Genomic DNA, 25,028 nt, shown 5'->3' with positions numbered 1-25,028 from the left:
CGGTCACTTGTTGCCCTCGAGCATGAGCGCCATGGCCTCTGCTCGAGTGGCCGGGTCGCGCAGCTGGCCGCGCACCGCCGAGGTGATGGTGCTCGCGCCGGGCTTGCGGATGCCTCGCATCGACATGCAGAGGTGCTCGGCCTGGACCACGACGATGACGCCCTGCACGTCGAGGTGCTCGACGAGCGCGTCGGCGATCTGAGACGTGAGCCGCTCCTGCACCTGGGGACGGCGGGCGAAGACCTCGACGAGCCGGGCGAGCTTGGACAGCCCGGTGACCCGGCCGTCCTTGCTCGGGATGTAGCCGACGTGCGCCACCCCGTGGAAGGGCACGAGGTGGTGCTCACACGTGCTGTAGAGCTCGATGTCCCGCACGATGACGAGCTCCTGGTGGTCGATCTCGAACGTCGTGCCGAGCACGTCGGCCGCCGTCATGTCGAGCCCGGCGTAGATCTCGGAGAACGAGCGGGCCACCCGGCCCGGGGTGTCGAGCAGACCCTCACGGTCGGGGTCCTCACCGATGGCGAGGAGCAGCTCCCGCACGGCCGCCTCGGCGCGCGGCTGGTCGATCGCCACGCCTCAGCCCTTCTCGTCGGGGTTGACCGGACGGTCGTCCGGCACCTCGATGACACGCTCCGCGGGGTGCTCCTCGGCGAGGGGGTGCGCCCCGACGGCGGCAGCCTCGTCGATCTTGTCCTCGATGACCTTGTCGGCCGGCACCGGCGGCGGCAGGTGGCCGTTCTGGCCGGAGCCGTTCTGGGCGGCGATCTCGGCCGGTGTCAGGACCGGCGGGCGGTCGCTGAGCTGACGGGTCTGGGACGAGAGCCAGGTCGGGCGGGCCGGCTGCTTGACGACCGGCTTGAAGAGCTCGGCGAGCTCGTGGACGTTGAGCGTCTCCTTCTCGAGCAGCTCGAGGACGAGGTGGTCGAGCAGGTCGCGGTTGGCGTTGAGCGCGGCGTAGGCCTCGTCGTGGGCCGTGTCGATGAGCGAGCGGACCTCCTCGTCGACGATGCGGGCGACGTCCTCGGAGTAGTCGCGCTGGTGGCCCATGTCGCGACCGAGGAAGACCTCACCGGTGCTCTGGCCGAGCTTGATGGCTCCGACGCGCTCGGACATGCCGAACTCGGTGACCATCTTGCGGGCCATGCCCGTGGCCTTCTCGATGTCGTTGCTCGCGCCCGTCGTCGGCTCGTGGAAGACGATCTCCTCGGCGACGCGCCCGCCGAGGGCGTACGCGAGCTGGTCGAGGATCTCGTTGCGGGTCGTGGAGTACTTGTCGTCGAGCGGCATGACCATCGTGTAGCCGAGGGCACGACCACGCGGGAGGATCGTCACCTTCGTGACGGGGTCGGTGTGGTTGAGCGCCGCGGCGACGAGGGCGTGACCACCCTCGTGGTAGGCCGTGATCTTGCGCTCCTTGGCCGACATGATGCGGGTGCGCTTCTGCGGTCCGGCGATGACGCGGTCGATGGCCTCGTCGAGGGCCTCGTTGTCGATGACCTTCTTGTCGCTGCGGGCGGTCAGCAGCGCGGCCTCGTTGAGCACGTTGGCGAGGTCGGCACCGGTGAAGCCGGGCGTGCGGCGGGCCACGGCCAGCAGGTCGACGTCGGCCGTGACGGGCTTGCCCTGGGCGTGCACCTCGAGGATGCGGTGGCGGCCGATCATGTCGGGCGCGTCGACGGCGATCTGGCGGTCGAAGCGGCCCGGACGCAGCAGCGCCGGGTCGAGGATGTCCGGACGGTTGGTCGCCGCGATGAGGATGACGTTGGTCTTGACGTCGAAGCCGTCCATCTCGACGAGGAGCTGGTTGAGGGTCTGCTCGCGCTCGTCGTGGCCGCCGCCCATGCCGGCCCCACGGTGGCGTCCGACGGCGTCGATCTCGTCGACGAAGACGATGGCCGGGGCGTTGGCCTTGGCCTGCTCGAAGAGGTCGCGGACGCGGCTCGCGCCGACACCGACGAACATCTCGACGAAGTCGGAGCCGGAGATCGAGTAGAACGGCACGCCCGCCTCACCCGCGACGGCGCGGGCCAGCAGCGTCTTGCCGGTACCGGGCTGCCCGTAGAGCAGCACGCCCTTGGGGATCTTGGCGCCGACGGCGAGGAACTTCGCGGGCTCCTGGAGGAACTCCTTGATCTCCTCGAGCTCCTCGATGGCCTCGTCGCAGCCGGCGACGTCGGCGAAGGTGACCTTCGGGGTGTCCTTGGTGGCGAGCTTGGCGCGTGACTTGCCGAACTGCATGACGCGGTTGCCGCCGCCCTGCATCTGGCCCATGAGGAACCAGAAGAGGCCGAGGATGATGATGATCGGCAGGATCGAGAAGAGGAGCGAGCCGAACCAGCTGGGCTCGTCGATCTGGTCGTCGACGCCCTTCGTCGGCGGCTTGGCGTTGAGCGCCTCGACGACGTCGGTGCCGCGGGCATCGACGTAGTAGGCGTAGACCGACTTCGCGTCCTTCACGGTGCCGTCGGGCGAGGTGTAGGGCGTCTTGAGGGTCAGCTCCATGCGCTCGTTGTTGAGCAGCTTGGCCGACTCGACGTTGCCGTCGGTGATCTGCTTCATGGCAGCCGAGGTGTCGATCCGGGGCGGGCCGGACTCGGAGAACATCATGCCGAAGACGAGCGCGCTGATGAGGACCAAGATCCACAACAGTGGTGTGCGCAGAATCCGCTTAGCGTCCATGTACGTGCGAGGCCTGTGGGGCCCCGGTCCTCCTGCTCGTCCGGTGAGTTTGTCCACCGGCACAACGTCCGGCGAACTACCAGTGTTCCGCATGCAGCGGACCCATGACCAACCAGCCCACGCAGGGTTCGACGTCCCGCCCGTGGACGGACGCACCGCGTGCGTATGCCGCGTGCCGGGCTCCCGGCCCAAAACCGGTTGCCGCTCGCTCCCCCGCGTTGCTGCACTGGGGACGTCGACGGTCCCGTCGACGTCAGGCACGGCCGAGGAGAGAGGGCACCGGGATGCGCCGCAGCTTCATGTCACCCGAGCAGGTCACCCACACCTACGCACAGGACATGGAGCACCGTGGGCACCCCACCCACCCCACCCGTGCGTCCCGGACGCACCCTCGGTCTCGGGATCCTCGCGCCCGTTGACGCGGGCAAGACGAGCCTGACCGAGCGCCTGCTGCTGCACGCCGGCGTCATCGCCGAGCTCGGCAGCGTCGACGAGGGCAGCACGCAGACCGACACCCTCGCGCTCGAGCGCGCCCGCGGGATCACGATCAAGGCCGCCGTGGTCTCCTTCGAGCTCGGCGAGCCGGACGACCCGGTCACCGTCAACCTCGTCGACACCCCTGGTCACTCGGACTTCATCGCGGAGGTCGAGCGCTCGCTCGCCGCCGCTCGTGCTCATGGAGGCGCTGCGCCTCGCGGGCACCGCGGTCGAGGAGCCGGTGCACCGCTTCGACCTCGAGCTGCCGAGCGACGTGCTCGGCGCGGCCCTGACGATGCTCGGGCACGTGCGGGCGACGCCGCGCGAGACGACGGTGCTCGGACCGGTGACGCGGCTGCGGGGCGAGGTGCCGGCGGAGCGCCTGCACGAGCTGCAGCAGCGCGTGCCCGGCCTCACGAGCGGGCTCGGCGACCTCGTGACGGCGTTCGACGGCTACCGACCCGTCGTGGGGCCGCCGCCGACGCGGTCACGCACCGACCTCGACCCGCTGCACCGCCGCGAGTACCTCCTCCGCCTGGCCGGCAAGCTCTGAGCCCCGACCTCCCCACCGAACGCCGCGTTCGGTGCCGAACTCGCTGTTCTGACGGTGCGTTCGAGATCGAACGCGGCGTTCGGTCGCGCAGCGTGGGTCAGTCGGTGGCGGTGCGGAGGGCCACGAGGACCCGGCGGTCGATGCCGTCGGGGCTGAGGCGCGCCTCGTAGTTCGCGTTGCCCGCCCAGTCGGCGAGAGCCGTCGCGACGTCGGCGTCGGTGAACCCGGCCCGAGCCAGCCGCCCGCGCACCTCGTCGGCGAGCTCGCCCTCGAGCGGCGCGACGTCCTCGGGCTTGCCGAAGTACATCTCCCAGTCCGAGAGCAGGCGCCCCAGCTCGGTCACCGGGTCGGCGTGGTCGTCGACGCGCAGGTCGGCGAGCACCCCGCACGCGTCGTAGCCGGAACCCGGCTCGACGGCATACATGGCTGCGCTCTGGCGACCGCGCGAGTCGCCACCGGCGGCGTCGCCGGCCACGAGCGCGGCGAGCAGGCGGCGCGCGAGCGGCTCCCCCGCCGTGTCGTGCCACGCGCGCTCCATGGCCTCGACGACCTCTGGCCCGGTGAGGATGTTGCCCTGGATGGCGTATGCCGTGTCGCCGTCGTCGCGTGCGACGCCGCCGGCCCAGTCGTTGCACTCCGAGCCCGTGAAGGTCGCGGCCGAGGCGAGCCCGACGACGCCGACCTGGCGGGTCTCGCGACCCTCGTCGAGCGCCGTCGCCGCGGAGAGCGCCTCGTCGGCGGGCTCGCCGTCAGCGAGGCGCCCGAGCAGCTCGTCGAGGTAGGCGACGCGGGCGAAGGACTGCGTCGCGACCGCGCCCACGCCGAGACGGGCGGCCGGGACGACCGCCCCGACGGCGAGGAACTTGCTCGCGACGGCGATGCCGTGCGCGTCACCCTGCCGGGCGACGATCGAGAAGGTCACCGGTGGCCCTCGCCCTCAGGCGTAGACGTGCGGGGCCAGGGTGCCGACGCAGCGCAGGTTGCGGTACTTCTCGGCGTAGTCGAGGCCGTAGCCGACGACGAACTCGTTGGGGATGTCGAAGCCGACGTACTTGACCGGGATGTCGACCTTGACGACGTCGGGCTTGCGCAGCAGCGTGCAGATCTCGACCGAGGCGGGCTTGCGCGACTCGAGGTTGGACTTGATCCACGAGAGCGTCAGGCCGGAGTCGATGATGTCCTCGACGATGAGCACGTGACGGCCGCTGATGTCGGTGTCGAGGTCCTTGAGGATGCGCACGACGCCGGACGACTTGGTGCCGGAGCCGTAGGACGAGACCGCCATCCAGTCCATCGGCGCGGTGCCGGGCAGGGCTCGCATGAGGTCGGCCATGACGACGACGGCACCCTTGAGGACTCCGACGAGGAGGAACTCCTTGCCCTCGTAGTCCCTCCAGATGTCGGCGGCGAGCTCGGAGAGGCGGGTCTGGATCTGCTCCTCGGTGAGCAGGACCTTGGCCAGGTCATCTCCCATGTGCTCGTGGTCCACGAAGGCTCCTCAGTGCGTTGCGGGGGTGGTGCGGGGTCGTGCGGGGCGGGTCCATTCAACCGCACGCGGGCGGGTGCCGTCCCCGCCGGGGAGGCGGGCCGCGCCGGCTCAGCCGAGCAGCCGCCCGAGCCACTCCTCCAGGCGGGCGTATGCCGTCTGCTCCGTCACGACGACGCCGCGGTCGCGCACGCCACGGCCCCCAAACCGTCGGGCGGTGGGGCGTCCGGACCCACTTTCGCGCGCCACGGCCCTCAAAGCGTCGGGTCGTGGGGCGTCCGGACCCACTTTCGCGCGCCACGGCCCCCAAACCGTCGGATCGTGACGTGGGGGCCCTCTGGCTCGGACCCCGCTCAGGCGTTGGCGGTCTGCCGCAGCGGGCTGAAGACGATGGCCCCACCGGTGCGCGCGACCGCGATGCCGCCCGGCACGTGGAGCGGGCCCTGGCCGTGCCACGAGGTGAGGAGCGCGTCGAGCGACTCGACGTGGGCGGCGCTGACGTCGGCGAGCGGTGCGCCGGCCTCGGCGGCCAGCAGCCGCCAGACGCGCGTGCGGATCGCCCGCGGGAGGGCGGCGAGCGCGTCGAGGTCGACGCCCTCACCGCCGGGACCGGTCGGCAGGTCGGCGCGGGCCCGGACGGCCAGGCCCTCGAGGTAGTCGGCGTCCTCGCGCAGCAGGTCGGCGCTGCGGGCGAGCGCTGCCCCGAAGCCGGGACCGAGGTCCGACTCGAGGGTCGCGAGCAGGCGGCGGGCACGGACCCGGCGGAACGAGTCGTCGCTGTTGTGGGGGTCGTCCCACGGGCTGATGCCGTAGGCCGCGCAGGCGGCGAGCGTCGTGGCGCGCGGCAGGGCGAGGAGGGGACGGACGAAGCGGTCGCGGCGCACCGGCATACCGCTGAGCGACCGCGCACCCGACCCGCGCGACAGCCCGAGCAGCACCTGCTCGGCCTGGTCGTCTCGGGTGTGACCGATGAGCACCATGGTGGCGCCGACGCGGTCGGCGGCCGCCTCGATGGCGGCGTAGCGGGCCGACCGGGCGTCGGCCTCGAGGCCGGCGCCGCTCGTGCGCACGTCGGCACGGACGACCTCGACGGGGTCGAGGCCGATCTCGCGGCACAGCGCGGCAGCCTCCTCGGCGACCTCGGCGGAGCGCTCCTGGAGGCGGTGGTCGACGACGACGGCGCCGGCGCGCACGCCGGAGCGCGGTGCCTCGAAGGCCAGCGCGGCGGCGAGTGCCACGGAGTCGGGACCGCCCGAGCAGGCCACGAGGACGACACCGCCCTCGGGGACGTCGGCGAGGTGCTCACGCACGGCGAGCCGGGTGGCGGCGACGGCGGGGTCGGGACCGGGCATGTCTGCGGGACCTCGCATCGCTCAGCCGTGGACCCGACGCACCCAGGCGTCCGGATCGACGATCTCGGCCGCTCGCGGGAGCGTCTCGGGTGAGGTCCACACGGCGTTGAATCCGTCGCGGCCCACCTGGTCGGTGACGGCCCGCACGAAGACGGCACCGTCGCGGTACTGGCGCATCTTGGCCTCGAGGCCGAGGAGCTTGCGCAGCAGGCGGTCGATGCCGACCGACCCGCTGCGGCGCTCGTCGAACTTGCGGCGGATCTCGCTGACGCTCGGGATCACCTGGGGCCCGACGGCGTCCATGACGACGTCGGCGTGGCCCTCGAGCAGGGACATGACGGCGGTGAGCTCGGCGATGCGAGCCTTCTGCTCGGGGGTCGCGAAGAGCTGGCCGATGCCCTCGCCGGAGCTGAACACCTCGGGGAGGTTCTTCGTCAGCTGCTCGAAGCGCTTGGAGAGGTCCTCGGGAGTCGGCGCGAGGTCGACGGCGAGAGCCTGGGTGCGGGAGACCATGTGGTCGCGCAGCCAGGGCACCGCGGTGAACTGCACCCGGTGCGTCTCCTCGTGCATCGCGACCCAGCGCCGGAAGTCGGTGGGGTCGACCTCGAGACGTCGCTCGGTGGCGACGATGTTGGGGGCGACGAGGAGCAGCCGGGGCGTGCCGCCGGGGGCGAGGTCGTACTGCCCGAGCACCTTGCTCGACAGGAAGGCGAGCAGCCCGCCCATCTCGGCGCCGGTGACCTTGCCGCCGATCGCCGCGGCGGTCGCGCTCGTCGACGACTTCTTCGTCGCGTTGAGCTTGTCGACGACGGGGTCGAGCATCGACCTGAACGAGTCGACGTTGGCGCTGATCCAGCCGGCGCGGTCGACGACGAGGGGTGCCGGCGCGTCGGCGGGCGCCGTCAGCGCACTCGTCTCGGCGACCGGCGCCACGGCGGACGCGGCGGCCGCACGCAGGTCGGCGACGATGGCCGCGGCCTCGTCGCTCGAGACCTGGGGACCCGGGTTCACGATCGCCCGTCCGGTCCGCTTGGCGAACTCGTAGTCGACGGACGCGGCCGGTGCACCACCCCCCGAGCCATCGGGACGTCCGGCGTCCACGGGGGTCGGGAGGGTCGTGTCGGTCATGCCAGCCCTTTCGGTGCCGTGACGGTGTCGACGTCGCGCGAGGTGTCTGGGAGGCCCAGCCGGCCACACGGAGAGGTCACGACCACCGTCGTGCACCAGGACCCCGAGCGGCCCACCGGCCCGTCAGCGGCACCCGCACGAGGCGATCGCCGCTACAAAACGGTCCAACGCCGCTCGCGCGTCGTTGGTTCCCACTCCGGCGACCATACCCACGAAGACGAGGAGCCGACCGTCGTCGTCGACGACGCTCCCGGCGAGCGCGTTGGCGCCGGTCAGGGTGCCCGTCTTGGCCCGGGCACGGCCTGCCGCGTCGTGCTGGGCGCCGGTGAACCGGTCCGCCAGGGTGCCGGTGAGCCCACCGATCGGGAGGCCGTCGAGGGCCCGCCGCAGCACGGCGTGCTTCCCGTCGTAGCCGAGCACGAGCACGTCGGACAGGAGCGAGGCTCGGACGCGGTTCTCGCGGGAGAGACCGCTCGCGTCCGAGAGGGTCACGCCGGTCGTGTCGAGGCCGAGGGCCGCCACCTGCGAGACGACCCACGCGCCGACCCCGGCGAAGTCGGTGCCGGCGCCCGAGCGGTAGGCCGCCTGTCGGGCGAGGATCTCGGTGAGCGCGTTGTCGCTGTCGGTGAGGGCCAGGGCCAGCTGCTCGCGCACCGGTGCGGACTCGACGCTGCCCAGGACCGAACCCGGGCCGCTCGCCGGCGCGGTCGGCGTGCCGGCCGCGGCGGTCGGTGCCTGCGCGCCGTCGGCGGCCGTCGCCCCGTCCGACGCCGTCGCCCCTTCGGACGCCGTCGCCCCTTCGGACGCCGTCGCCCCCTCGGACGAGGTGGCGGACGGCCCGCCGGTGGTGCCAGGCGTCGGCATCGGCGAGCCGGGGACCCCCGGAGCCTGACCGCGCGCGGCCAGCGTCACGTCGACCCCGCGCGCCTCGAGCTGCCGGGCGAAGGCCGCCCGGGTGGAGGCGACGGGGTCGGCCGGGCCGGGCGCCCCGCCGCGAGCCCGCTGCGTCGACAGCCCGAGCATCGCCACGGCGCCGGTGATGCCGGAGCTGCGGAAGGTCGAGGCCCACGTCGGCGCCGTCGTCGGCCCGGCGGCATACGTCTCGTCGACGTAGAGCGTGACGTCGGTGGTGCCGCCGGCCTTGAGGGCCGTGGCGACCTGGTCGGCGAGGTCACGCAGGCCGGCGCGGCCGGCCACCGCGTCGGGGTCGCCCTTGCCGGGGCCCAGCAGAGAGTCGCCGCCGGCGACGAGGACGATCTCGTCGGGTGTGTCACCCTCGCGCACGACGGTGCGCAGCGTCTCGTCGGGCGCGAAGGTCTGGCCGATGGCCGCGGCGGAGAGCAGCTTGGTCGTCGAGGCCGGGATGCGCAGCTCGTCGCCGCCCTGGTCGAGCAGGACCTCCCCGGTCTGCCCGTCGCGCACGACGAGGGCCGAGTCGCGCAGCGCCGGCAGGGCGCGCACCGAGGCGAGGGCCTGCTCGATGCCCGCGGCCGTGGGGGCGGCGGTGTCGCCGGCCAGCGAGGGCAGCGGCGGCGCGACCGAGGTCGACAGGGTCGGCTGCGGGACCGAGGGCAGCGTCCGCGTCGCGACCGTCTCGGTGGGCGGGGGCGGCGGCAGCGGCTGGACCGTCAGCGCGCCGGGCGCGGCGTCGGCGACGTCGAGGACGGCATACCCGAGCAGGATCGCGACGACCGACCACGCCGCGGCCATGCCGTAGGTGAGGCGGGGACCGCGTCGCCCCGGCTGCGTCTCGTGCGCCATGGCGCGTCACCCCCTGTCCGTCGTCCGTCGCTGTTTCGCGCTGTTTCGCGCAGAGACCGCCCTTGCTGACACACTGTCGCGGACGATTCTGTCAGCCGCCGGCGGGTGCTCCTGCACCCGAGCCGCACCCGAGACAGCACCCGAAGACCGTGAAGAAGGGGAAGACGTGGAGTTCGACGTCACCATCGAGATCCCGCGCGGACAGCGCAACAAGTACGAGGTCGACCACGAGACCGGTCGGATCCGTCTCGACCGCTACCTCTTCACGCCGATGGCCTACCCCGCCGACTACGGCTACATCGAGGACTCGCTCGGCGAGGACGGCGACCCCCTGGACGCTCTCGTGCTGCTGCCCGAGCCGGTCTTCCCCGGCGTCGTCGTCGAGGCCCGCCCGATCGGTGTCTTCCACATGACCGACGAGGCCGGCGGCGACGACAAGGTGCTCTGCGTGCCCGTCGACCCGCGCAACGTCGACGTCCAGGACATCAGCGACGTCAACGAGTTCACGCTCAAGGAGATCCAGCACTTCTTCGAGCGCTACAAGGACCTCGAGCCCGGCAAGCACGTCGAGGGCTCCGACTGGGGCAACCGGGAGGCCGCCGAGAAGATCATCGGCGAGGCCTTCGAGCGCGCCAAGGAACAGGGCACCTCGACCGCCCGCTGGGCGATGCCGCAGGGCCACTGAGCCTGCCGCTCCCCTCGGCTTCGCGCCGGCGTATGCCGTGTGCCCGACCCCCGCAGCCCAGCCGGGCCGCGGGGGTCGCGTCGTCTTCCGGCAGCGCCCGCGGTCCGTCGGGGCGTGGCTGCGGGCTCGACGGGCCTCCCGCTCGATGAGGCCGCAGATGGTGCTGCGTCCGGTGGGGTGATGACCCCGCCGGACGCAGCACCATGCGCCGTTTCACGCCGAGCGGGCCGTCAGCTCGCCTCGGCACCCTCCGCCGGGGCCGCGGCGGGCATGGCGGCCGTCTCGCGCGAGGGCTCGGCCGGTGCCGCCACGGCCTGCGCCGGGCGGGGACGAAGCACGAACGCCGCGACGAGCAGCGCCACGAGGGTGAAGGTCGCCGACGTGAGGAACGCTGGCTCGACGCCGGGCACGAACTGGCCGGGGACCGCCTGCGACGCGTAGACGCTGACGATCGCGGCGAGGCCCACGGCGCCACCGAGCTGCTGCGCGGTCTGGAGCAGCCCGGAGACCGTGCCGGCCTGGGCGCGGTCGACGCCGCCGAGGACGACGACCGTGACCGGCATGAAGACGAGAGCGGCGGAGACGCCGTTGAGCACGAGCGCACCGAGGAGGTGGGCGGCATACGTGCTCGTCGTCGACATGGTGCTCAGCCACACGAAGCTCGCCGTGAGCCCCAGCGTGCCCACGAGGAGCATCGGCCGCGGCCCGACCTTGGCGACGAGGCGGGCGCTGACCCGCGACGTCGCGAAGATCGCGAGGCTGAGCGGGAGGAACGCGGCGCCGGTCGCGACCGGGCTGAAGCCGAGGACGAGCTGGAGGTACTGCGTCACGAGGAAGAACGTCGAGAACTGCGCGCCGACGACGAGCGCCATGAGCACGAGGGCTCCGCCGCGCGTGCGGTTGCGGACGAGGGCGAGCGGCAGCAGGGGCGAGCCGACCCGGCTCTCGGTGCGCACGAAGAGCGCGAGCAGGGCGAGTCCCACGACGAACGACGCGAGCGTCAGCGGCGCCGTCCACCCACGGTCGGCGGCGCTGATGAATCCGTGGACGACCGAGACCGAGCCGAGCGTGGCGGTGACCGCTCCGACGACGTCGAAGCGCCCGCGGACTCGGGGCGTCTCGGTGACGAAGCGGCGGGCGAGCACGAGCACGACGGCGCCGATGGGCACGTTGACGAAGAGGGTCCAGTGCCAGCTGACGAAGTCGGTGAGGATGCCGCCGAGGAGCAGGCCGATGGACGCGCCGGCCGACGAGACGGCCGTGAAGAGGGCGAGTCCGCGGTTGCGGGCTGCCTCGTTCGGGGCGCTCGTCGTCACGAGGGCGAGGACGCTCGGTGCGGCGAGCGCGGCGCCGACGCCCTGGAGGGTGCGCGCGGCGATGAGCCAGGCGGGCGACGTGGCGAGGCCACCGAGGAGGCTCGCGACGGTGAAGATCGCGAGGCCGATCTCGAAGCTGCGCAGTCGGCCGAAGACGTCGCCTAGACGGCCGCCGAGGAGCAGCAGACCGCCGAAGGCGAGGGTGTAGGCGTTGAGCACCCAGGAGAGGCCGGCGGGGGTGAACCCGAGGTCGGTCTGGATGTGCGGGAGCGCGACGTTCACGACGGTGGCGTCGAGCACGAGCATCAGCTGGGCGACGAGGACGACGCCGAGGCCGATGGCGCCGCGACGGGCGGCACGCTCGGCCGTGGAGCGCTGGGATTGTCGGGTGACGGATGGTGCGGTGGTGGTGGTCGACATCTCTGACCTCAGGATTCGTGGTGCGAGGACGGGTGGCGCGAGCTCTCGTCGGTGACGTCGCGGGCCATGGGGGTGAAGGAGGTGGCGCGGGTGCGGCGGCGCTCGCCGGCGTCGGCACCCTGCGTGCCGTGGGAGCCCTCGGCTCCGTGGGTGCCCCGGGGCACGAGCGGCGCGCGGTGCGTGGTGGCGAGGTGCGACAGGTGGACGCGACGGGCCTGTCGGGTGGGCTGGATCGTGGTGGTCATGGGTGCCGGACTCCTCTGTGACGACGATCGGCGCTACGATTAGCGGAGAACCACTCCGGTTCTGCTTTGATCACCATACGGAGACTGTCTCCGTTTGTGCAAGGAGGATTTCTCGTGACGCCTGCCGGAACCGGCAAGGCGACGCTCGATCCGTCGCCGGAAATCGTTGGCAGCCAAGGGAACCCAGCCGACGCACCCGCTCAGGAGAGCGACGGGAAATCACCCCGCCCGATGCGTGCCGACGCGAGGCGCAACTACGACAAGATCCTCGCGACCGCCCGGATCGTCTTCACCGAGCGCGGCACCGACTCCTCGCTCGACGAGATCGCCAAGCGGGCCGGGGTCGGCCCGGGCACGCTCTACCGCCACTTCCCCACCCGTGAGGCGCTCGTCGACGCGCTCATGCAGGACTGGACCGACCGCGTGTCCGCCGACGCCGATGCCGCCATCGCCACCGGCCTACCTGCACGGGAGATGCTCCTCGGCTGGTTCGAGCACTTCATCGACCACATCACGCTGCACCGCGGCGCGGCCAGCAAGATCTGCGCCGCCATGGACGACCCCGCGTCCCCGATGTACCGCAAGTGCCGCGTCATGGGCGACGCCAACCGCCGCGTCATCGAACACCTCGCCGAGGATGGCGACCTGCGCCCGGGCGTCGACGCCGCCAACGTCATGCGCCTCGTCAGCGGCGTCGCGAGCGTCGCCGACACGAGCCACACCGACCTCGACGTGCGGCCCATGCTCGAGGTCGTCGTCGACGGGATTGTTCGCGGCTGACGCGTCGTTGCAGGGGCATGACCGTCGACCTGCACCTCTTCACCGAGCCCCAACAGGGCGCCACCTACGACGACCTGCTCGCCGTCGCCCGCGCCGCCGAGGACCTCGGTTTCAGCGGCTTCTTCCGCTCCGACCACTACCTCGCCATGGGCGGGGACGGGGGAGCCGGACCGACCGACGCCTGGACCACGCTCGCCGGCTTGGCGCGTGAGACCTCGACGATCCGCCTCGGCACGCTCGTCACGTCCGCGACCTTCCGACTGCCCGGCCCGCTCGCGATCCAGGTCGCCGGCGTCGACCAGATGAGTGGTGGACGGGTCGAGCTGGGACTCGGCGCGGGCTGGTTCGAGGCCGAGCACACGGCATACGGCATCCCCTTCCCGCCGCTCGGCGAGCGCTTCGACCGCCTCGAGGAGCAGCTCGCGGTCATCACCGGACTCTGGACCACCGAGGCCGGGAAGACCTTCAGCCACAAGGGAACCCACTACCCCGTCGTCGACTCCCCCGCCCTCGCCAAGCCGGTGCAGGCCGGTGGCGTGCCGATCATCATCGGTGGCGGCGGCAAGCGGCGCACGCCGGCGCTCGCGGTGAGGTATGCCGCCGAGTTCAACGCGCCGTTCGTGTCGGCCACCGACGCGGGCCGGCTCTTCGAGCGGGTCCGTGGAGTGGCTCGCGAGGCGGGTCGGGAGCCCGGCTCGCTGAGGTGCTCGGCGGCGCAGGTCGTCTGCGTGGGCCGTGACGACGCGACGCTGCGACGCCGGGCCGACGCCATCGGTCGCGACCTCGACGAGCTGCGCGACAACGGCCTCGCCGGCTCCCCCGACGAGGTCGTCGAGAAGCTCGCGGCGTTCGAGGCGGTCGGGGCCGAGCGGGTCTACCTCCAGGTCCTCGACCTGTCCGACCTCGACCACCTGTCCGACGTCGCGGACGGCGTGCTGCGCCAGCTCGTCTGAACGACCCGGTCCTGCGCCACCCGGCGCCCGCCCTCTCGCCCGCGCCGAGAGCGCACCCCCACTCGGGTGAGCACCCCGCCACATGGCGATGACGTCTGGACTTGATATGCATAGGTTGTCTATGTAAATTGGAGCGAGTGACCGAACCGACCACCTTGGGCAACGACCTGCTCCGCTCGGCCGCGCGACTCTCGCGCTGGGCCAGCCGGCACGCCTCCTTCGACGTGCCCTTCGCGCAGGCCCGACTGCTCGCCCTGCTGGACGAGCTGGGGCCCTCCCGCGTCAGCGCCCTCGCGGCGGCCGATCACAGCAGCCAGCCGACGATCACGACCCAGCTCCAGCGCCTCGAGGCGTCCGGCTGGGTGCACCGCGCGTCCGACCCGGACGACGCGCGCGCCACGGTGATCTCCCTCAGCGACGAGGGCCACGCCACTGTCGAGAGCCTGCGCCGGGCCCGGCTAGCCGTTCTCTCGCCCGCCCTCGAACAGCTCGACGGACCCGCGCTCGACCGGGTCCGCGTCGCCATCGACGTCATGGACGAGCTGCTCGCCCTTGCGGCGGACGCGCCTGTCCCCCACCCCACCCGAAAGGACGGATGACCACCACCATGTGGCGCCAACCCAAGACCGTCTGGTCGATCGCCTTCGCCTGCGTGATCTCCTTCATGGGCATCGGCCTCGTCGACCCCATCCTCAAGCCGATCGCCGACGAGCTCGGCGCCGGACCGTCGCAGGTCTCGCTCCTGTTCACGAGCTACCTCGCCGTCATGGGCGTCGCGATGCTCGGCACCGGCTGGGTCAGCAGCCGCGTCGGCGCCAAGCGCACCCTGCTGCTCGGCCTCGCGCTCATCATCGTCGGAGCGGCCTTCGCCGGGAGCCAGGACACCGTCGGCGGCATCGTGGCCTTCCGCGCCCTGTGGGGCCTCGGCAACGCCCTCTTCATCGCGACGGCCCTCGCGACGATCGTCAATGCGGCCTCCGGCTCGGTCAAGCAGGCGATCATCCTCTACGAGGCCGCCCTCGGTGTCGGCATCGCGACCGGCCCGCTGCTCGGCGGCTGGCTCGGCGGCATCTCGTGGCGCTGGCCGTTCTACGGCGTCGCCGTCCTCATGGCCGTCGCCTTCATCGCGACCCTGACGACGCTGCCGAAGACCCCGCCGGCCGAGAGCCCGACGACGATCACGGCCCCCCTGCGTGCCCTGAGCCACCGCGGCCTGCTCACCGTGGGAATCACGGCGCTGCTCTACAACTTCGGCTTCTTCACGCTGCTCGCGTTCACGCCGTTCCCACTCGCCATGGGCGCGCACGAGGTCGGCTTCATCTTCTTCGGCTGGGGTGTCCTGCTCGCCATCACGTCGGTCTTCGTCGCTCCGATGATCCAGCGCCGCTTCGGCACGATGGCCGGCATCGTGGGCGCACTGCTCGGCTTCGCCGTCATCCTCGCGGCCATGGCGATCTGGACCGAGAACAAGACCGTCCTCGTCGTCGGCGTCATCCTCGCCGGCGCCTTCCTCGGCGTGAACAACACCCTGATCACCGAGACGGTCATGAAGGTCTCCCCCGCCCCGCGCGGGGTGGCTTCGGCGGCATACTCCTTCGTCCGCTTCAGCGGCGGAGCGGTCGCCCCGTGGCTCGCCGGCAACCTCGGCGAGAAGTCGATCCACCTGCCCTTCTGGGTCGGCTCGGCCGCCGTCGTCCTGGCCGTCCTCGTGCTCCTCACGGCTCGCCGGATCATCAGCGCTCTCGACGAGGCACCCGGGCACGGCGCCGAGGAGGTCACGTCGCGGACCGAGGCCGAGGCCCTCACCGTCGGCGACGCCTGACCCCGACCGCTTCCACCCGTCGAAAGGCCACGAACCGGGCCGCCCCGCAGGGCGAGACCCCGGTTCGTGGCCTTTCGACGGTTCAGCGAAGGAGGTCGGTGAGGTCGGTGTCACCGCGCCGACGGCGACCGCCGCGGATGTCGTAGGACTCGAGCAGCAGCTCGGCCAGCTCCCGTCGGTCGAGGCGGTCGAGACGCGCCCACATCGTGACGCGGTAGCGGAAGCTGTCGACCCGCACGAACGTGTCGCGCCGGTCGGCGAGCGCCTGCTCGGTGTCCATCTCCCCGGTCCACACCTGGACGAGCTCGCGCCCGTCGTCGTCCCAGCGCAGACGAGCGAACGTATGCCGTCCGGCGTGCCAGGCGGGCGAGCCCTCGTGGGCGACCCCGAGCACCGCGCCCGGCAGCCGCCCGGCCAGGGTGTCCACGTCCGCCCACGTCGCCATCGCTCCTCCTCCCGAGCAGGCTAGACCGATCAGCGTGGCCACTCGACGGGTCAGCGCCCACAGAACGTGGCCTCTCGACGATTGGAGGCGCGGAGCGGTGGGGTCAGTGGAAGGTGACGGAGCGGCCGGCCTGCATGGCGGCGTACGCGTCGGGGTCGGCCTCGAGCGCGGCCCGCCTCGCCTTGTGCCGGTAGCGCAGGATCTGCACGATCCCGAGCGCCCACACGGGGTACTGCACCGTCATCGCGACCCGGAAGGCGTCGACGTCCCACGTCGAGGGTCCGGCGGGTGCCACCCGGTCGAGGACGACACCGACGAGCGCCACCGCCGTCAGCGTCGCGATGAACCCACCGGTGTTGACGATCCCCGACGCGCTGCCGATGCGGGTCGGCGGGTTGAAGGTGCGGGCCAGGTCGAAGCCGATCATCGAGCCGGGGCCGCCGATGGCGATGAGCACGACGAGGACGACGAGCATCCAGACCGGCGCCCGTCCCGGCCAGAGCAGCACGACGGTCCACGCGACGATCGCGGCGGCGACGATCCACAGCACGAGGGTGCTGCGCGAGAACGGGTAGCGCATCGTCAGCGTGCCGATGACGGGGCTCGACACGACCGTCGTGACGACCATGAGCATGAGCAGCACGCTGGCCGTCGACGCCGAGACTCCTTGTCCGGCGACGAGGAACGGGAAGCCCCAGAGCATCGTGAACATGTTGGCGGCGAACTGCGACGTGAAGTGCGACCACAGCCCGAGCCGGGTCCCGGGCACGAGCCATGCGGCGCGCAGGGTGCGCGCGATGGCCCTCAGCCTCAGCTCGTCGCGGTGGTGGTCGACGTAGGGGCTGTCCTTGACGACGACGACGAGCGCGACCCCGGTGAGCACGCCGACCGACGCCGCGACGGCATACGACGGGGTCCAGCCGAAGTGGTCGAGCGCGGCCGCGAGCGGCCCGGCGGCGGCGAAGGCCCCGAGCTGGCCGAGCACACCGGTCAGCTGCGTCACCATCGGCGTGCGCCGGGGCGAGAACCACAGGGCGACGAGCCGCAGCACCGAGATGAAGACCATGGCGTCGCCCATGCCGAGCAGCACCCGGCAGAGCAGCGCGGCCGGGAAGGCGTGGACGAACGCGAAGCCGAACTGGGCCAGCGTCAGCAGGGTGAGCCCGACCCCGAGCATCCGCTTGCTGCCGTAGCGGTCGAGCAGCGCCCCGACCGGCAGCTGCATCGCCGCGTAGACGAAGACCTGGACGATCGTGAAGGTCGACAGCTGCGAGCTGCTGATGCCGAAGCGGTCGGCGGCCTCGAGCCCGGCGACCCCGAGCGAGGTGCGGTGGAAGACGGCGAGGACGTAGACCGAGATGGCGGCCGCCCACACCGCCCAGGCGCGGCGGCCGTCGAGCGGGTACCGCTGTCCGGGATGGGTCGAGCTCGTCATCCGGTGTGCTGGCTCCTCAGTTGGCGCCGGTCATCGGGATGCTCTTCGCGGGGGCCTTGGGCACGCAGTCGACGATCGCCTTGGCGACGGTCTTGCTCATGTCCGGCTGGAAGACGCTCGGGATGATGTAGTTCGGGTTGAGCTGCTCGTCGGTGACGACCGAGGCGATGGCGTCGGCGGCCTTGATGAGCATCTCGGTCGTCACGTCGGTCGCGCGGGCGTCGAGCAGGCCGCGGAAGACGCCGGGGAACGCGAGCACGTTGTTGATCTGGTTCGGGTAGTCGCTGCGGCCCGAGGCGACGACGGTGGCGCGCTGCGTCGCCTCGTAGATGTCGACCTCGGGGTCGGGGTTGGCGAGCGCGAAGACGATGCGCTGGTCGGCCATCTCGTCGATCCACTCCGGGTGGAGGATGCGCGGTGCGCTGACGCCGATGAAGACGTCGGCGCCCTGGAGGCCGTCGCGCAGGGTGCCGGTGAGGCCGCGCGGGTTCGTCTTGCCGGCGAGCTCGCGCCACGCCGGGGTCAGCGACTCGTCGTCCTTGTTGAGCAGGCCCGGCCGGTCGGAGACGGTGACGTCGACCGCGCCGGCCGCGAGCAGCAGCTGGACGATCGCGGAACCGGCCGCGCCGCCACCGGAGACGACGATGCGGGCGTCGGGCAGCTTCTTGTCGATGCAGCGCAGCGCGTTCTTGAGGGCGGCGAGCACGACGATGGCCGTGCCGTGCTGGTCGTCGTGGAAGACGGGGATCGAGAGACGCTCGCGCAGCTTGGCCTCGACCTCGAAGCAGCGCGGCGCGGCGATGTCCTCGAGGTTGATCCCGCCGAAGCCGGGGGCGATGAGCTCGACGGTGCGCACGATCTCGTCGACGTCGGTCGTGTCGATGCAGATCGGCCACGCGTCGATGTCGGCGAAGCGCTTGAAGAGCGCCGCCTTGCCCTCCATGACGGGCAGCGCCGCCATCGGGCCGATGTTGCCGAGGCCGAGCACGGCCGAGCCGTCCGTGACGACGGCGACGGAGTTGCCCTTGATCGTCAGGCGCGGCACGTCCTCGGGGTGCTCGAAGAGCGCCTGGCTCACGCGACCGACGCCGGGTGTGTAGGCCATGGCGAGGTCCTGGCGGTTGCGGAGGTTGACCTTGGACTCGACGGAGATCTTGCCGCCGAGGTGCATGAGGAAGACGCGGTCGGACACCTTGTGGACGCGGACGCCCTCGAGCGTCTCCACGGCGTCGACGACCTCTGTCGAGTGCTCGGCGTTGCTGGCGGAGCAGGTGAGGTCGATGACGAGACGGTCGGGGTGCGAGTCGACGATGTCGAGGGCCGTCGTGATGCCGCCGCTCTCGGCGACCTTGACGGCCAGCGCTCCGATGACGGCCGGGTCGGTGCCGGCGTGGATCCGCATCGTGATCGAGTAGGAGGCAGTGGTGGCGCGGGCACGTTGGATCGACTCAGTCACGCCCCACATCGTCCCACGATCCGAGAAGCGCCCCGGACGGCGTCCGAGGACCGATCAGTAACTTTTGTCCGCCCCAGGCCGCCCAGCGCGCTCCCCCCCACGGCGTATGCCGTCCGGCCCGGTCCCGACGTCGTGGCGCGCGAGCGCGCGTCCCACCTCGAACTCGCGCATCCGCATACGACAATGAGCCGGTGACGACACACGGGGCGACGGACGGCACGACACCCGGTGGGGCGACCCTGACGCGGGCCGACGGCCTGACGAGCGCCGAGGTGGCAGAACGCGTCTCGCGGGGCGCCGTCAACGAGCTGACCGAGCGGACGTCGCGCTCCATCGGAGAGATCGTGCGCGCCAACGTGCTGACGCGCTTCAACGCGATCCTCGGTGCGCTCTTCGTCCTCGTCATGGTGGCGGGCTCGTTCGCCGACGGGCTCTTCGGGATCGTCCTCGTCGTCAACTCGGCCATCGGCATCGTCCAGGAGTACCTCGCGAAGCGGAAGCTCGACCGGCTCGCCCTGCTCAACGCGCCGACCACGCGCGTCGTGCGGGACGGCGAGGTGCGGGTCGTCCCGACGACCGAGGTGGTGCAGGACGACCTCATCGAGCTGCGCACGGGCGACGAGGTCCCTGCCGACGGCACGCTCATCGCGAGCGCCGGGCTCGAGCTCAACGAGGCCAACCTCACCGGCGAGTCCGACCCCGTCCCGCACGGCGAGGGCGACGACATCATGTCGGGCACGAGCGTCGTCGCCGGGTCGGGCCGTTTCCACGCGAGCCAGATCGGGGCCGACGCCTACGTCAACCGGATCGCCGCTGACGCAAGGAAGTTCACGCGCACCCGCTCGGAGATCCAGGACTCGATCAACACCCTGCTGACCTACATCACGTGGGTCATCGTCGGCGCCCTGCCCATCGCCATCTGGTCGCAGTGGCGCACCGTCGGCGACCAGGGCTGGCGCGAGGTCGTCATCCGGTCGGCGGCCGGCGTCGTCGGTCTCGTTCCCGAGGGTCTCGTGCTCCTCACGTCGGTCGCGTTTCTCCTGTCGGCGGTGCAGCTGACGCGTCGCAACGTGCTCGTGCAGCAGCTCCCGGCCGTCGAGGGCCTGGCGCGTGTCGACGTCGTGTGCCTCGACAAGACGGGGACGCTCACGGCGGGCGAGATCGTCTTCGAGGACGCCCACACCCTCGACGGCCAGGACTCCGACGAGATCCGCTGCGCACTGGGCGCGCTCGCCGACGACCCGAACGCCAACGGCACGCTGACGGCCGTGGCCGCCGTCGTCGAGGCGCCGGGCTGGGAGCGCACGCAGACGATCCCGTTCAGCTCCTCGCGCAAGTGGAGCGCGGCGTGCTTCGCCGATCGCTCGACGTGGGTGCTCGGCGCGCCGGAGGTGCTGCTCGCCGCCGACCCGCAGCCGTCGCCGCCGGAGGTCATCGAGGCGATCCGGGCGCAGGTCGCCGTGCTCGCCGACTCGGGGCGGCGCGTCGTGCTGCTCGCCCGGAGCGAGGAGCACCTCACGGACCCCGCGCTGCCGGCCGACATCACCCCGGCCGCCCTCGTGACGCTCACCGAGCAGGTGCGCCCCGACGCGAAGGCGACCCTCGACTACTTCGCCGAGCAGGGCGTCGCCATCAAGGTCATCTCGGGCGACAACCCCGTCACCGTCGCCGCCGTGGCCCGCACCGTCGGGCTCGACGTCGGCGAGCCCGTCGACGCGCGCACGCTTCCCGACGACGAGGACGCCCTGCGCGCGGCCCTCGCGACGCACACGGTCTTCGGTCGCGTCACCCCTGAGCAGAAGCGGGCCTTCGTCCACGCGCTCCAGGCCGACGGCCACGTCGTCGCGATGACCGGCGACGGCGTCAACGACGCGCTCGCCCTCAAGGACGCCGACATCGGCGTGGCCATGGGCAACGGCGCGCAGGCCACCAAGGCCGTCGCCGAGCTCGTCCTCCTCGACGGGAGGTTCTCGCACCTGCCCGACGTGCTCGCCGAGGGACGCCGCGTCATCGGCAACGTCGAGCGCGTCGCCAACCTCTTCCTCGCCAAGAACGCGATGAGCCTCGTCGCGATCCTCGCCGCCGCCGTCATCGCCGTGCCGTTCCCCTTCCTGCCGCGGCACCTGACGCTCGTGTCGGCGGTGACCATCGGCATCCCGGCGTTCTTCCTGGCCCTCGGCCCGAACAAGCGCCGCTACCTCTCCGGCTTCCTCGGACGCATCCTGCGCTTCGCCGTGCCGTCCGGCGCCGTCGCGGGCGTCGCCGTCATCACGTCCTACCTGCTCGCCGGCAGCGGCTACGGCGTGCCGCCGGACGAGTTCTCGAGCCGGTGCGCCGTCGAGGCCGGCACCAAGACGGTGGCCGACGTCGCGTGCTGGCAGCCGGGCAGCGGCGCGACGATCACGCTGCTCACGGTCTTCTTCTGGATCCTCATCGTGCTGGCCCGTCCCTTCCGCCTGTGGAAGGCCGTCCTCGTCGCCGCGATGGTCGGGCTCGCCGTCACGGCGTTCGTCTGGCCGTTCGCCGCCACCTTCTTCAACCTCGACGCGCCGCTGCCGCTCGTGTGGCAGTCGCTCGCGGTCGGTGCCGTCGGCGCGGGCGTCGTCGAGGCGATCTACCGTCTCTCGCCGTCGGTGCGCCAGGCCCACCACATGCGCGACTGAGGCAACCAGGTGTCCGTGCCCGGTCGCTCGCGGTGAGCAGCGACCGGGCCACCGCTCACGACGCCCTACACTCGAGGTGCACAGGGATCTGGCGTGACCTGTTGGGCGGGTAGGCACGCACCCGTTGTCGCGCACCCCGCGACCAGATCCGGAGCTGCACTCGTGTCACCCATCGACTCCTACCGCCACCTGTTCGGCCTCACGGGCCGCACCTACATCGTCGTCGCGTTCCTGGCCCGTCTGCCGCTCGCGATGAGCCAGCTGGGCACCCTCCTGCTCGTGTCGTCCGCCACCGGCAGCTACGGCGCGGGCGGCTTCTGCGCCGGCGCCCTCGCCGTGGCCAACGCCGTCGGAGCGCCCTTCTGGGGGGCCCGCGCCGACCGGCTCGGCCAGCGCCGGGTCGTCGCCATCCAGTCGCTCGCCGGGGCAGCCGGCCTCGTCGGCATCCTCCTCGTCGTCGACGCCGGACTCCCCTGGGGCGTGGCCACCGTCGCGAGCGCGGTCGCGGGTCTGCTGCTGCCGCAGATCGGTCCGCTCGCGCGTGTGCGCTGGCGCCCGATCACGGCCGAGACCGGGCCGCGCCAGCACCGACTCGTCGACGCCGCCTTCTCCTACGAGGGCGCGGCCGACGAGGCCTCCTTCGTCCTCGGCCCGGCGCTCGTCGGCCTCGGCGTCTCGGTGGCGAGCCCGACGGCGGCGCTCGCGCTCGCCGCCGCGGGCCTCGCGGTCTTCGGCACGTGGTTCGCCCTGCACGAGACCGCGGCGGTCACGCATGCGGCGACGGCGCGGACGACCGGCCCCGTCGGACGACTGATGACCCCTGCAGTCATCGTGCTGTGTGCCGCGCAGCTGCTCGTCGGCACCGTCTTCGGGTCGGTCCAGACCGGCACGTCCGTCCTCGCGACGGCCGCGGGCTCCCCCGGCCTGACGGGCTACTTCCACGCCCTGCTCGGCGTCGGCAGCGTCATCGCCGGTCTCGCCGTCGCGGGGCTGCCCGCCCGGTTCGCGCTGCCGGCGCGGCTGCGGTGGTTCGCCGTCGGCTTGCTCGTCCTCTCCGCGCCGCTGCTCCTCGTCGGGTCGCTGCCCGCTCTCGTCCCCGTCCTGCTCGTGCTCGGCCTCACCGTCGCGCCGTACATGATCACGACGTTCACCCTGGGCGAGCGCGTCACGCCGCCGTCCCGCACCGGAGCCGCGATGACGGCGCTCGCCGCGGCCACCGGGCTCGGCTACGCCCTCGGTGCCGCCCTCGCCGGACGCCTCGCCGACTGGGGCGGACACACGCCCGCGTATGCCGTCACGGTCGGTGCCGGCGCCGCTGCCGTCCTCGTGTCGTGGGGTTGCCGACGGGTCCTCGAGCACGCCCGGCCCCACGAGCCGGCCGAGCCCGCGCCGACGTCCTGAGCGGAGGACGGGCGTGCACGGTCGCACCTCGAGTGCGCACCCCCACCACCTCGGCGCCATGGCCCCGAAACCGACGCGACCAGCCCCCGAACACGAGCATTCCGGCGCCGCGCCCCCAGGACGCCGGGAGCGTCAGCGGTCGAGGCGGAGGCGCATCGCGGGCCACGCGGTCCGCGTGAAGCCGAGCTCCTCGTAGAGCCGCGACCCCTCCCCCGTCGCGAAGAGCTCGACGACCGTGGCGTCCGTCTCGTCGCGCAGCCAGTCGAGCACGCCGACGACGCACGCACGGGCCAGCCCCTGTCGCCGCGCCTCGGCCCTGGTCGCGACGTTGTTGACGAGGCCCCAGACGCCGTTCGGGTTCACCGGCGACGGGGTCTCGAAGCGCAGCCCGGCCATCGCGCCCGCGACGACCTCGCCGTCGGCGTCCTCGGCGACGACGACGCAGGCGCGGCCGCCCCCGAGCTCGCGCTCGAACCATGCCGTGGCCGCTTCCTGCCAGCCCGGGTCGTCGACGCCTGGCACGCCCATCGCGGAGAACATCAGGGCCCGCAGCCCCACGACATCCGCGGCATCGGCGGCGGTCGCCCGCCGGGTCGTCCACGCGCTCATCGGAACCCGCCACCCGTGAACGCGGGGGCGAGCGGCACGTCGGCGGCGGCATACGTCGTCTCCACGGCGCGGGACAGCGCCAGCGCGACGTCGGCGAGCTCGGGCAGCGCACGCCCGGCCGCCGCGGTGCGCAGGAAGCGGAGCACGCGATCGGGCATGCGGGGCATCGGCTTGACCGGGTTGACGCGCTGCGGCGCCCCGTCGACGAGGCCCGCGAGGCACCAGCTGCCGGCCAGCCAGGCCCACGCCTCCGTGGCGAGCTCGAGGTCGTGGTCGAAGTCGACCCCGAGCACGTCGGGCCACGACACGGCCACCTCGTCCCGCCACCGAGCGAGCGCCACCTCCGCCGCGCCGGCGTCGAGCGACCACGCGCACCAGCACGTCGGCCACGGCACCCTGAGGTAGGCCGCGTCCCACGCGATCGGCCGCCAGAGCGCGAACTCGAAGTCGAGCAGGACGAGGTCGCCGTCGCGGACGAGGTTGTTGTCGGGGCACATGTCCGCCGCGGAGAGGCTGAGCGCGTCGACCCGGAAGCGGTCGGGCACCGTCGCAAGCACGTCGAACGTGCCGTCGGGCACCGCGACGTCGAGCGCCGCGGCGAGCCGCCCCCACGTCGCGACGGAGTCCGTCAGCTGACCCGGGAGGTGGTCGAGGTCGATCGGACCCGTCGACCGCGCCAGCACCCCGGCCTCGAAGGCATCGCGCACGTCGTGCCCGGCCCGGTGCAGCCCGGCCACGGCCGTGGCCCAGCCGGACAGCGTGGCCGCGGCCAGGTCGGCGTCACCACCGAGCAGCGCGTCGGCCAGGTGCGTGCCCTCGCCGAGGTCGTCCATGACGACGAGGCGCGGCTCGGCGCACTCCGCCACGAGCGTCGGCGTCTGCGCGACGCCCGCCAGCGCCTCGAGCGCGGACGCCTCCCGGGCGTACGCCTCCCGTCCCTCCTCGCTGAGGTAGCGCTTGACCACGAACGATCGGCCCGACGCGTCGGCGGCTCGCACGACGAGGGTGCGGCGGCTGCCGGGGAAGGGCTCGCCCACGGCTCGCAACGGGCCGCCGACAAGACCGGCAGCGACCACGAGGGTCTCGGTCAGGAGGTCCCGGTCCATGTCCGTCGGGGTCGCGCTCACCGGGTCACTGTGCCAGATCGCCCGTGGCCACGGGCCCGGCGGGCGAGCGCGGCCGGTCCCGCACCGACATGCTCCGCAAAAGCCCCATGCACCATCATTCCGAACTTTCTCGGCACAAAATCCTCGAAAACTCGTACATGCGGCCACAGCTTCATTACTGTCACATCTGTAACACCCCCACGGCTGGCACGCACCCCCCCCCCATCCGCACCAGCCTCGAAGGAGCCCGTCC

23 protein-coding genes and 1 pseudogene are annotated in these 25,028 nt (G+C 72.4%); 9 read left to right on the top strand and 15 right to left on the bottom strand.

Annotated features, from left to right (window positions below; all coding sequences use genetic code 11):
- Positions 1 to 3 precede the first annotated feature (3 nt).
- Entirely contained in the window at positions 4 to 576 is a 573-nt protein-coding gene (gene folE, locus ACSSS0_RS14965) for a GTP cyclohydrolase I FolE (protein WP_435987149.1), read from the bottom strand.
- Positions 577 to 579: 3 nt separating this feature from the next.
- A complete protein-coding gene (gene ftsH, locus ACSSS0_RS14960) occupies positions 580 to 2,682 on the bottom strand; it encodes an ATP-dependent zinc metalloprotease FtsH (protein ID WP_487228615.1) in 2,103 nt (700 codons plus the stop codon).
- A 372-nt stretch (positions 2,683 to 3,054) separates the two neighbouring features.
- On the opposite strand from ftsH, the pseudogene ACSSS0_RS14955 reads away from it, so the two are divergent.
- Positions 3,055 to 3,348: pseudogene (locus tag ACSSS0_RS14955) on the top strand (GTP-binding protein); the annotation flags it as partial.
- 10 nt (positions 3,349 to 3,358) lie between these two features.
- The gene (locus tag ACSSS0_RS14950; RefSeq protein WP_487228614.1) at positions 3,359 to 3,712 is read left to right on the top strand and encodes a hypothetical protein; all 354 of its coding nucleotides are present in this window, start codon (positions 3,359 to 3,361) and stop codon (positions 3,710 to 3,712) included.
- Between the two features lie 97 nt (positions 3,713 to 3,809).
- On the opposite strand, the gene ACSSS0_RS14945 is transcribed toward ACSSS0_RS14950, so the two are convergent.
- The 6 genes from ACSSS0_RS14945 to ACSSS0_RS14920 form a co-directional block, all read right to left on the bottom strand.
- A complete protein-coding gene (locus ACSSS0_RS14945; protein WP_487228613.1) occupies positions 3,810 to 4,634 on the bottom strand; it encodes a DUF1028 domain-containing protein in 825 nt (274 codons plus the stop codon).
- A gap of 15 nt (positions 4,635 to 4,649) precedes the next feature.
- Complete coding sequence (gene hpt / locus ACSSS0_RS14940; protein WP_020145118.1) at positions 4,650 to 5,201, bottom strand: hypoxanthine phosphoribosyltransferase; 552 nt, start codon at positions 5,199 to 5,201, stop codon at positions 4,650 to 4,652.
- Positions 5,202 to 5,309: 108 nt separating this feature from the next.
- Positions 5,310 to 5,447: a hypothetical protein gene (locus tag ACSSS0_RS14935; RefSeq protein ID WP_487228612.1), complete on the bottom strand. Its 138-nt coding sequence runs from the start codon at positions 5,445 to 5,447 to the stop codon at positions 5,310 to 5,312.
- A gap of 104 nt (positions 5,448 to 5,551) precedes the next feature.
- Positions 5,552 to 6,550, bottom strand: coding sequence for a tRNA lysidine(34) synthetase TilS (gene tilS, locus ACSSS0_RS14930; RefSeq protein ID WP_487228611.1), 999 nt, complete (start codon positions 6,548 to 6,550; stop codon positions 5,552 to 5,554).
- 21 nt (positions 6,551 to 6,571) lie between these two features.
- Positions 6,572 to 7,678 (bottom strand): zinc-dependent metalloprotease, encoded by a 1,107-nt coding sequence (locus tag ACSSS0_RS14925; RefSeq protein WP_435987153.1) that lies wholly within the window; start codon positions 7,676 to 7,678, stop codon positions 6,572 to 6,574.
- Between the two features lie 123 nt (positions 7,679 to 7,801).
- Entirely contained in the window at positions 7,802 to 9,439 is a 1,638-nt protein-coding gene (locus ACSSS0_RS14920; RefSeq protein WP_487228610.1) for a D-alanyl-D-alanine carboxypeptidase/D-alanyl-D-alanine-endopeptidase, read from the bottom strand.
- 166 nt (positions 9,440 to 9,605) lie between these two features.
- Between ACSSS0_RS14920 and ACSSS0_RS14915 the strand changes: the two genes are divergently transcribed.
- On the top strand, positions 9,606 to 10,124 hold the full coding sequence (locus ACSSS0_RS14915) for an inorganic diphosphatase (RefSeq protein ID WP_435987155.1): 519 nt from the start codon (positions 9,606 to 9,608) through the stop codon (positions 10,122 to 10,124).
- 230 nt (positions 10,125 to 10,354) lie between these two features.
- On the opposite strand, the gene ACSSS0_RS14910 is transcribed toward ACSSS0_RS14915, so the two are convergent.
- A complete protein-coding gene (locus ACSSS0_RS14910) occupies positions 10,355 to 11,860 on the bottom strand; it encodes an MFS transporter (RefSeq protein ID WP_487228609.1) in 1,506 nt (501 codons plus the stop codon).
- Between the two features lie 8 nt (positions 11,861 to 11,868).
- Entirely contained in the window at positions 11,869 to 12,105 is a 237-nt protein-coding gene (locus tag ACSSS0_RS14905) for a hypothetical protein (RefSeq protein WP_487228608.1), read from the bottom strand.
- A 231-nt stretch (positions 12,106 to 12,336) separates the two neighbouring features.
- Here ACSSS0_RS14905 and ACSSS0_RS14900 point away from each other — a divergent pair, with 231 nt between their 5' ends.
- The 4 genes from ACSSS0_RS14900 (at position 12,337) to ACSSS0_RS14885 (ending at position 15,660) form a co-directional block, all read left to right on the top strand.
- Complete coding sequence (locus ACSSS0_RS14900; RefSeq protein WP_487228607.1) at positions 12,337 to 12,885, top strand: TetR/AcrR family transcriptional regulator; 549 nt, start codon at positions 12,337 to 12,339, stop codon at positions 12,883 to 12,885.
- Between the two features lie 17 nt (positions 12,886 to 12,902).
- Positions 12,903 to 13,838, top strand: a complete 936-nt coding sequence (locus tag ACSSS0_RS14895) for an LLM class F420-dependent oxidoreductase (protein WP_487228606.1) — start codon at positions 12,903 to 12,905, stop codon at positions 13,836 to 13,838.
- 137 nt (positions 13,839 to 13,975) lie between these two features.
- Complete coding sequence (locus tag ACSSS0_RS14890) at positions 13,976 to 14,437, top strand: MarR family winged helix-turn-helix transcriptional regulator (RefSeq protein ID WP_487228605.1); 462 nt, start codon at positions 13,976 to 13,978, stop codon at positions 14,435 to 14,437.
- On the top strand, positions 14,434 to 15,660 hold the full coding sequence (locus ACSSS0_RS14885) for an MFS transporter (RefSeq protein ID WP_487228604.1): 1,227 nt from the start codon (positions 14,434 to 14,436) through the stop codon (positions 15,658 to 15,660). The genes ACSSS0_RS14890 and ACSSS0_RS14885 overlap by 4 nt, the downstream gene beginning before the upstream one ends.
- 82 nt (positions 15,661 to 15,742) lie before the next feature.
- Here ACSSS0_RS14885 and ACSSS0_RS14880 read toward each other — a convergent pair whose 3' ends face one another.
- From ACSSS0_RS14880 to ACSSS0_RS14870, 3 genes are all read right to left on the bottom strand, one after another.
- Positions 15,743 to 16,105 (bottom strand): MmcQ/YjbR family DNA-binding protein, encoded by a 363-nt coding sequence (locus tag ACSSS0_RS14880; RefSeq protein WP_487228603.1) that lies wholly within the window; start codon positions 16,103 to 16,105, stop codon positions 15,743 to 15,745.
- A 103-nt stretch (positions 16,106 to 16,208) separates the two neighbouring features.
- Complete coding sequence (locus ACSSS0_RS14875) at positions 16,209 to 17,540, bottom strand: MFS transporter (protein ID WP_435987163.1); 1,332 nt, start codon at positions 17,538 to 17,540, stop codon at positions 16,209 to 16,211.
- Between the two features lie 16 nt (positions 17,541 to 17,556).
- The gene (locus tag ACSSS0_RS14870) at positions 17,557 to 19,005 is read right to left on the bottom strand and encodes an NAD-dependent malic enzyme (protein WP_435987164.1); all 1,449 of its coding nucleotides are present in this window, start codon (positions 19,003 to 19,005) and stop codon (positions 17,557 to 17,559) included.
- 182 nt (positions 19,006 to 19,187) lie between these two features.
- Here ACSSS0_RS14870 and ACSSS0_RS14865 point away from each other — a divergent pair, with 182 nt between their 5' ends.
- Together ACSSS0_RS14865 and ACSSS0_RS14860 are read left to right on the top strand one after the other, a co-directional pair.
- Positions 19,188 to 21,659, top strand: coding sequence for an HAD-IC family P-type ATPase (locus tag ACSSS0_RS14865; protein ID WP_487228602.1), 2,472 nt, complete (start codon positions 19,188 to 19,190; stop codon positions 21,657 to 21,659).
- Between the two features lie 162 nt (positions 21,660 to 21,821).
- A complete protein-coding gene (locus ACSSS0_RS14860; protein WP_487228601.1) occupies positions 21,822 to 23,060 on the top strand; it encodes an MFS transporter in 1,239 nt (412 codons plus the stop codon).
- A gap of 132 nt (positions 23,061 to 23,192) precedes the next feature.
- Here ACSSS0_RS14860 and ACSSS0_RS14855 read toward each other — a convergent pair whose 3' ends face one another.
- Entirely contained in the window at positions 23,193 to 23,669 is a 477-nt protein-coding gene (locus ACSSS0_RS14855) for a GNAT family N-acetyltransferase (RefSeq protein ID WP_487228600.1), read from the bottom strand.
- Positions 23,666 to 24,796, bottom strand: coding sequence for a phosphotransferase family protein (locus ACSSS0_RS14850; protein WP_487228599.1), 1,131 nt, complete (start codon positions 24,794 to 24,796; stop codon positions 23,666 to 23,668). The genes ACSSS0_RS14855 and ACSSS0_RS14850 overlap by 4 nt, the downstream gene beginning before the upstream one ends.
- Positions 24,797 to 25,028: the final 232 nt, after the last annotated feature.

The organism is Terrabacter sp. R4-6, from assembly GCF_057529065.1.
The sequence above is the reverse complement of the archived record's forward strand: the minus strand, read 5'-3'. Positions and strand labels throughout refer to the sequence as shown.

Excerpts from the sequence above, each read along its gene's own strand:
- ACSSS0_RS14895 (WP_487228606.1), top strand. The coding sequence starts at position 12,903 with ATGACCGTCGACCTGCACCTCTTCACCGAGCCCCAACAGGGCGCCACC.
- ACSSS0_RS14950 (WP_487228614.1), top strand. The coding sequence starts at position 3,359 with ATGGAGGCGCTGCGCCTCGCGGGCACCGCGGTCGAGGAGCCGGTGCAC.
- ACSSS0_RS14910 (WP_487228609.1), bottom strand. The coding sequence starts at position 11,860 with ATGTCGACCACCACCACCGCACCATCCGTCACCCGACAATCCCAGCGC.
- ftsH (WP_487228615.1), bottom strand. The coding sequence starts at position 2,682 with ATGGACGCTAAGCGGATTCTGCGCACACCACTGTTGTGGATCTTGGTC.
- ACSSS0_RS14905 (WP_487228608.1), bottom strand. The coding sequence starts at position 12,105 with ATGACCACCACGATCCAGCCCACCCGACAGGCCCGTCGCGTCCACCTG.
- ACSSS0_RS14900 (WP_487228607.1), top strand. The coding sequence starts at position 12,337 with ATGCGTGCCGACGCGAGGCGCAACTACGACAAGATCCTCGCGACCGCC.
- ACSSS0_RS14875 (WP_435987163.1), bottom strand. The coding sequence starts at position 17,540 with ATGACGAGCTCGACCCATCCCGGACAGCGGTACCCGCTCGACGGCCGC.
- ACSSS0_RS14855 (WP_487228600.1), bottom strand. The coding sequence starts at position 23,669 with ATGAGCGCGTGGACGACCCGGCGGGCGACCGCCGCCGATGCCGCGGAT.
- ACSSS0_RS14925 (WP_435987153.1), bottom strand. The coding sequence starts at position 7,678 with ATGACCGACACGACCCTCCCGACCCCCGTGGACGCCGGACGTCCCGAT.
- ACSSS0_RS14920 (WP_487228610.1), bottom strand. The coding sequence starts at position 9,439 with ATGGCGCACGAGACGCAGCCGGGGCGACGCGGTCCCCGCCTCACCTAC.
- ACSSS0_RS14885 (WP_487228604.1), top strand. The coding sequence starts at position 14,434 with ATGACCACCACCATGTGGCGCCAACCCAAGACCGTCTGGTCGATCGCC.
- ACSSS0_RS14870 (WP_435987164.1), bottom strand. The coding sequence starts at position 19,005 with ATGTGGGGCGTGACTGAGTCGATCCAACGTGCCCGCGCCACCACTGCC.
- tilS (WP_487228611.1), bottom strand. The coding sequence starts at position 6,550 with ATGCCCGGTCCCGACCCCGCCGTCGCCGCCACCCGGCTCGCCGTGCGT.
- ACSSS0_RS14880 (WP_487228603.1), bottom strand. The coding sequence starts at position 16,105 with ATGGCGACGTGGGCGGACGTGGACACCCTGGCCGGGCGGCTGCCGGGC.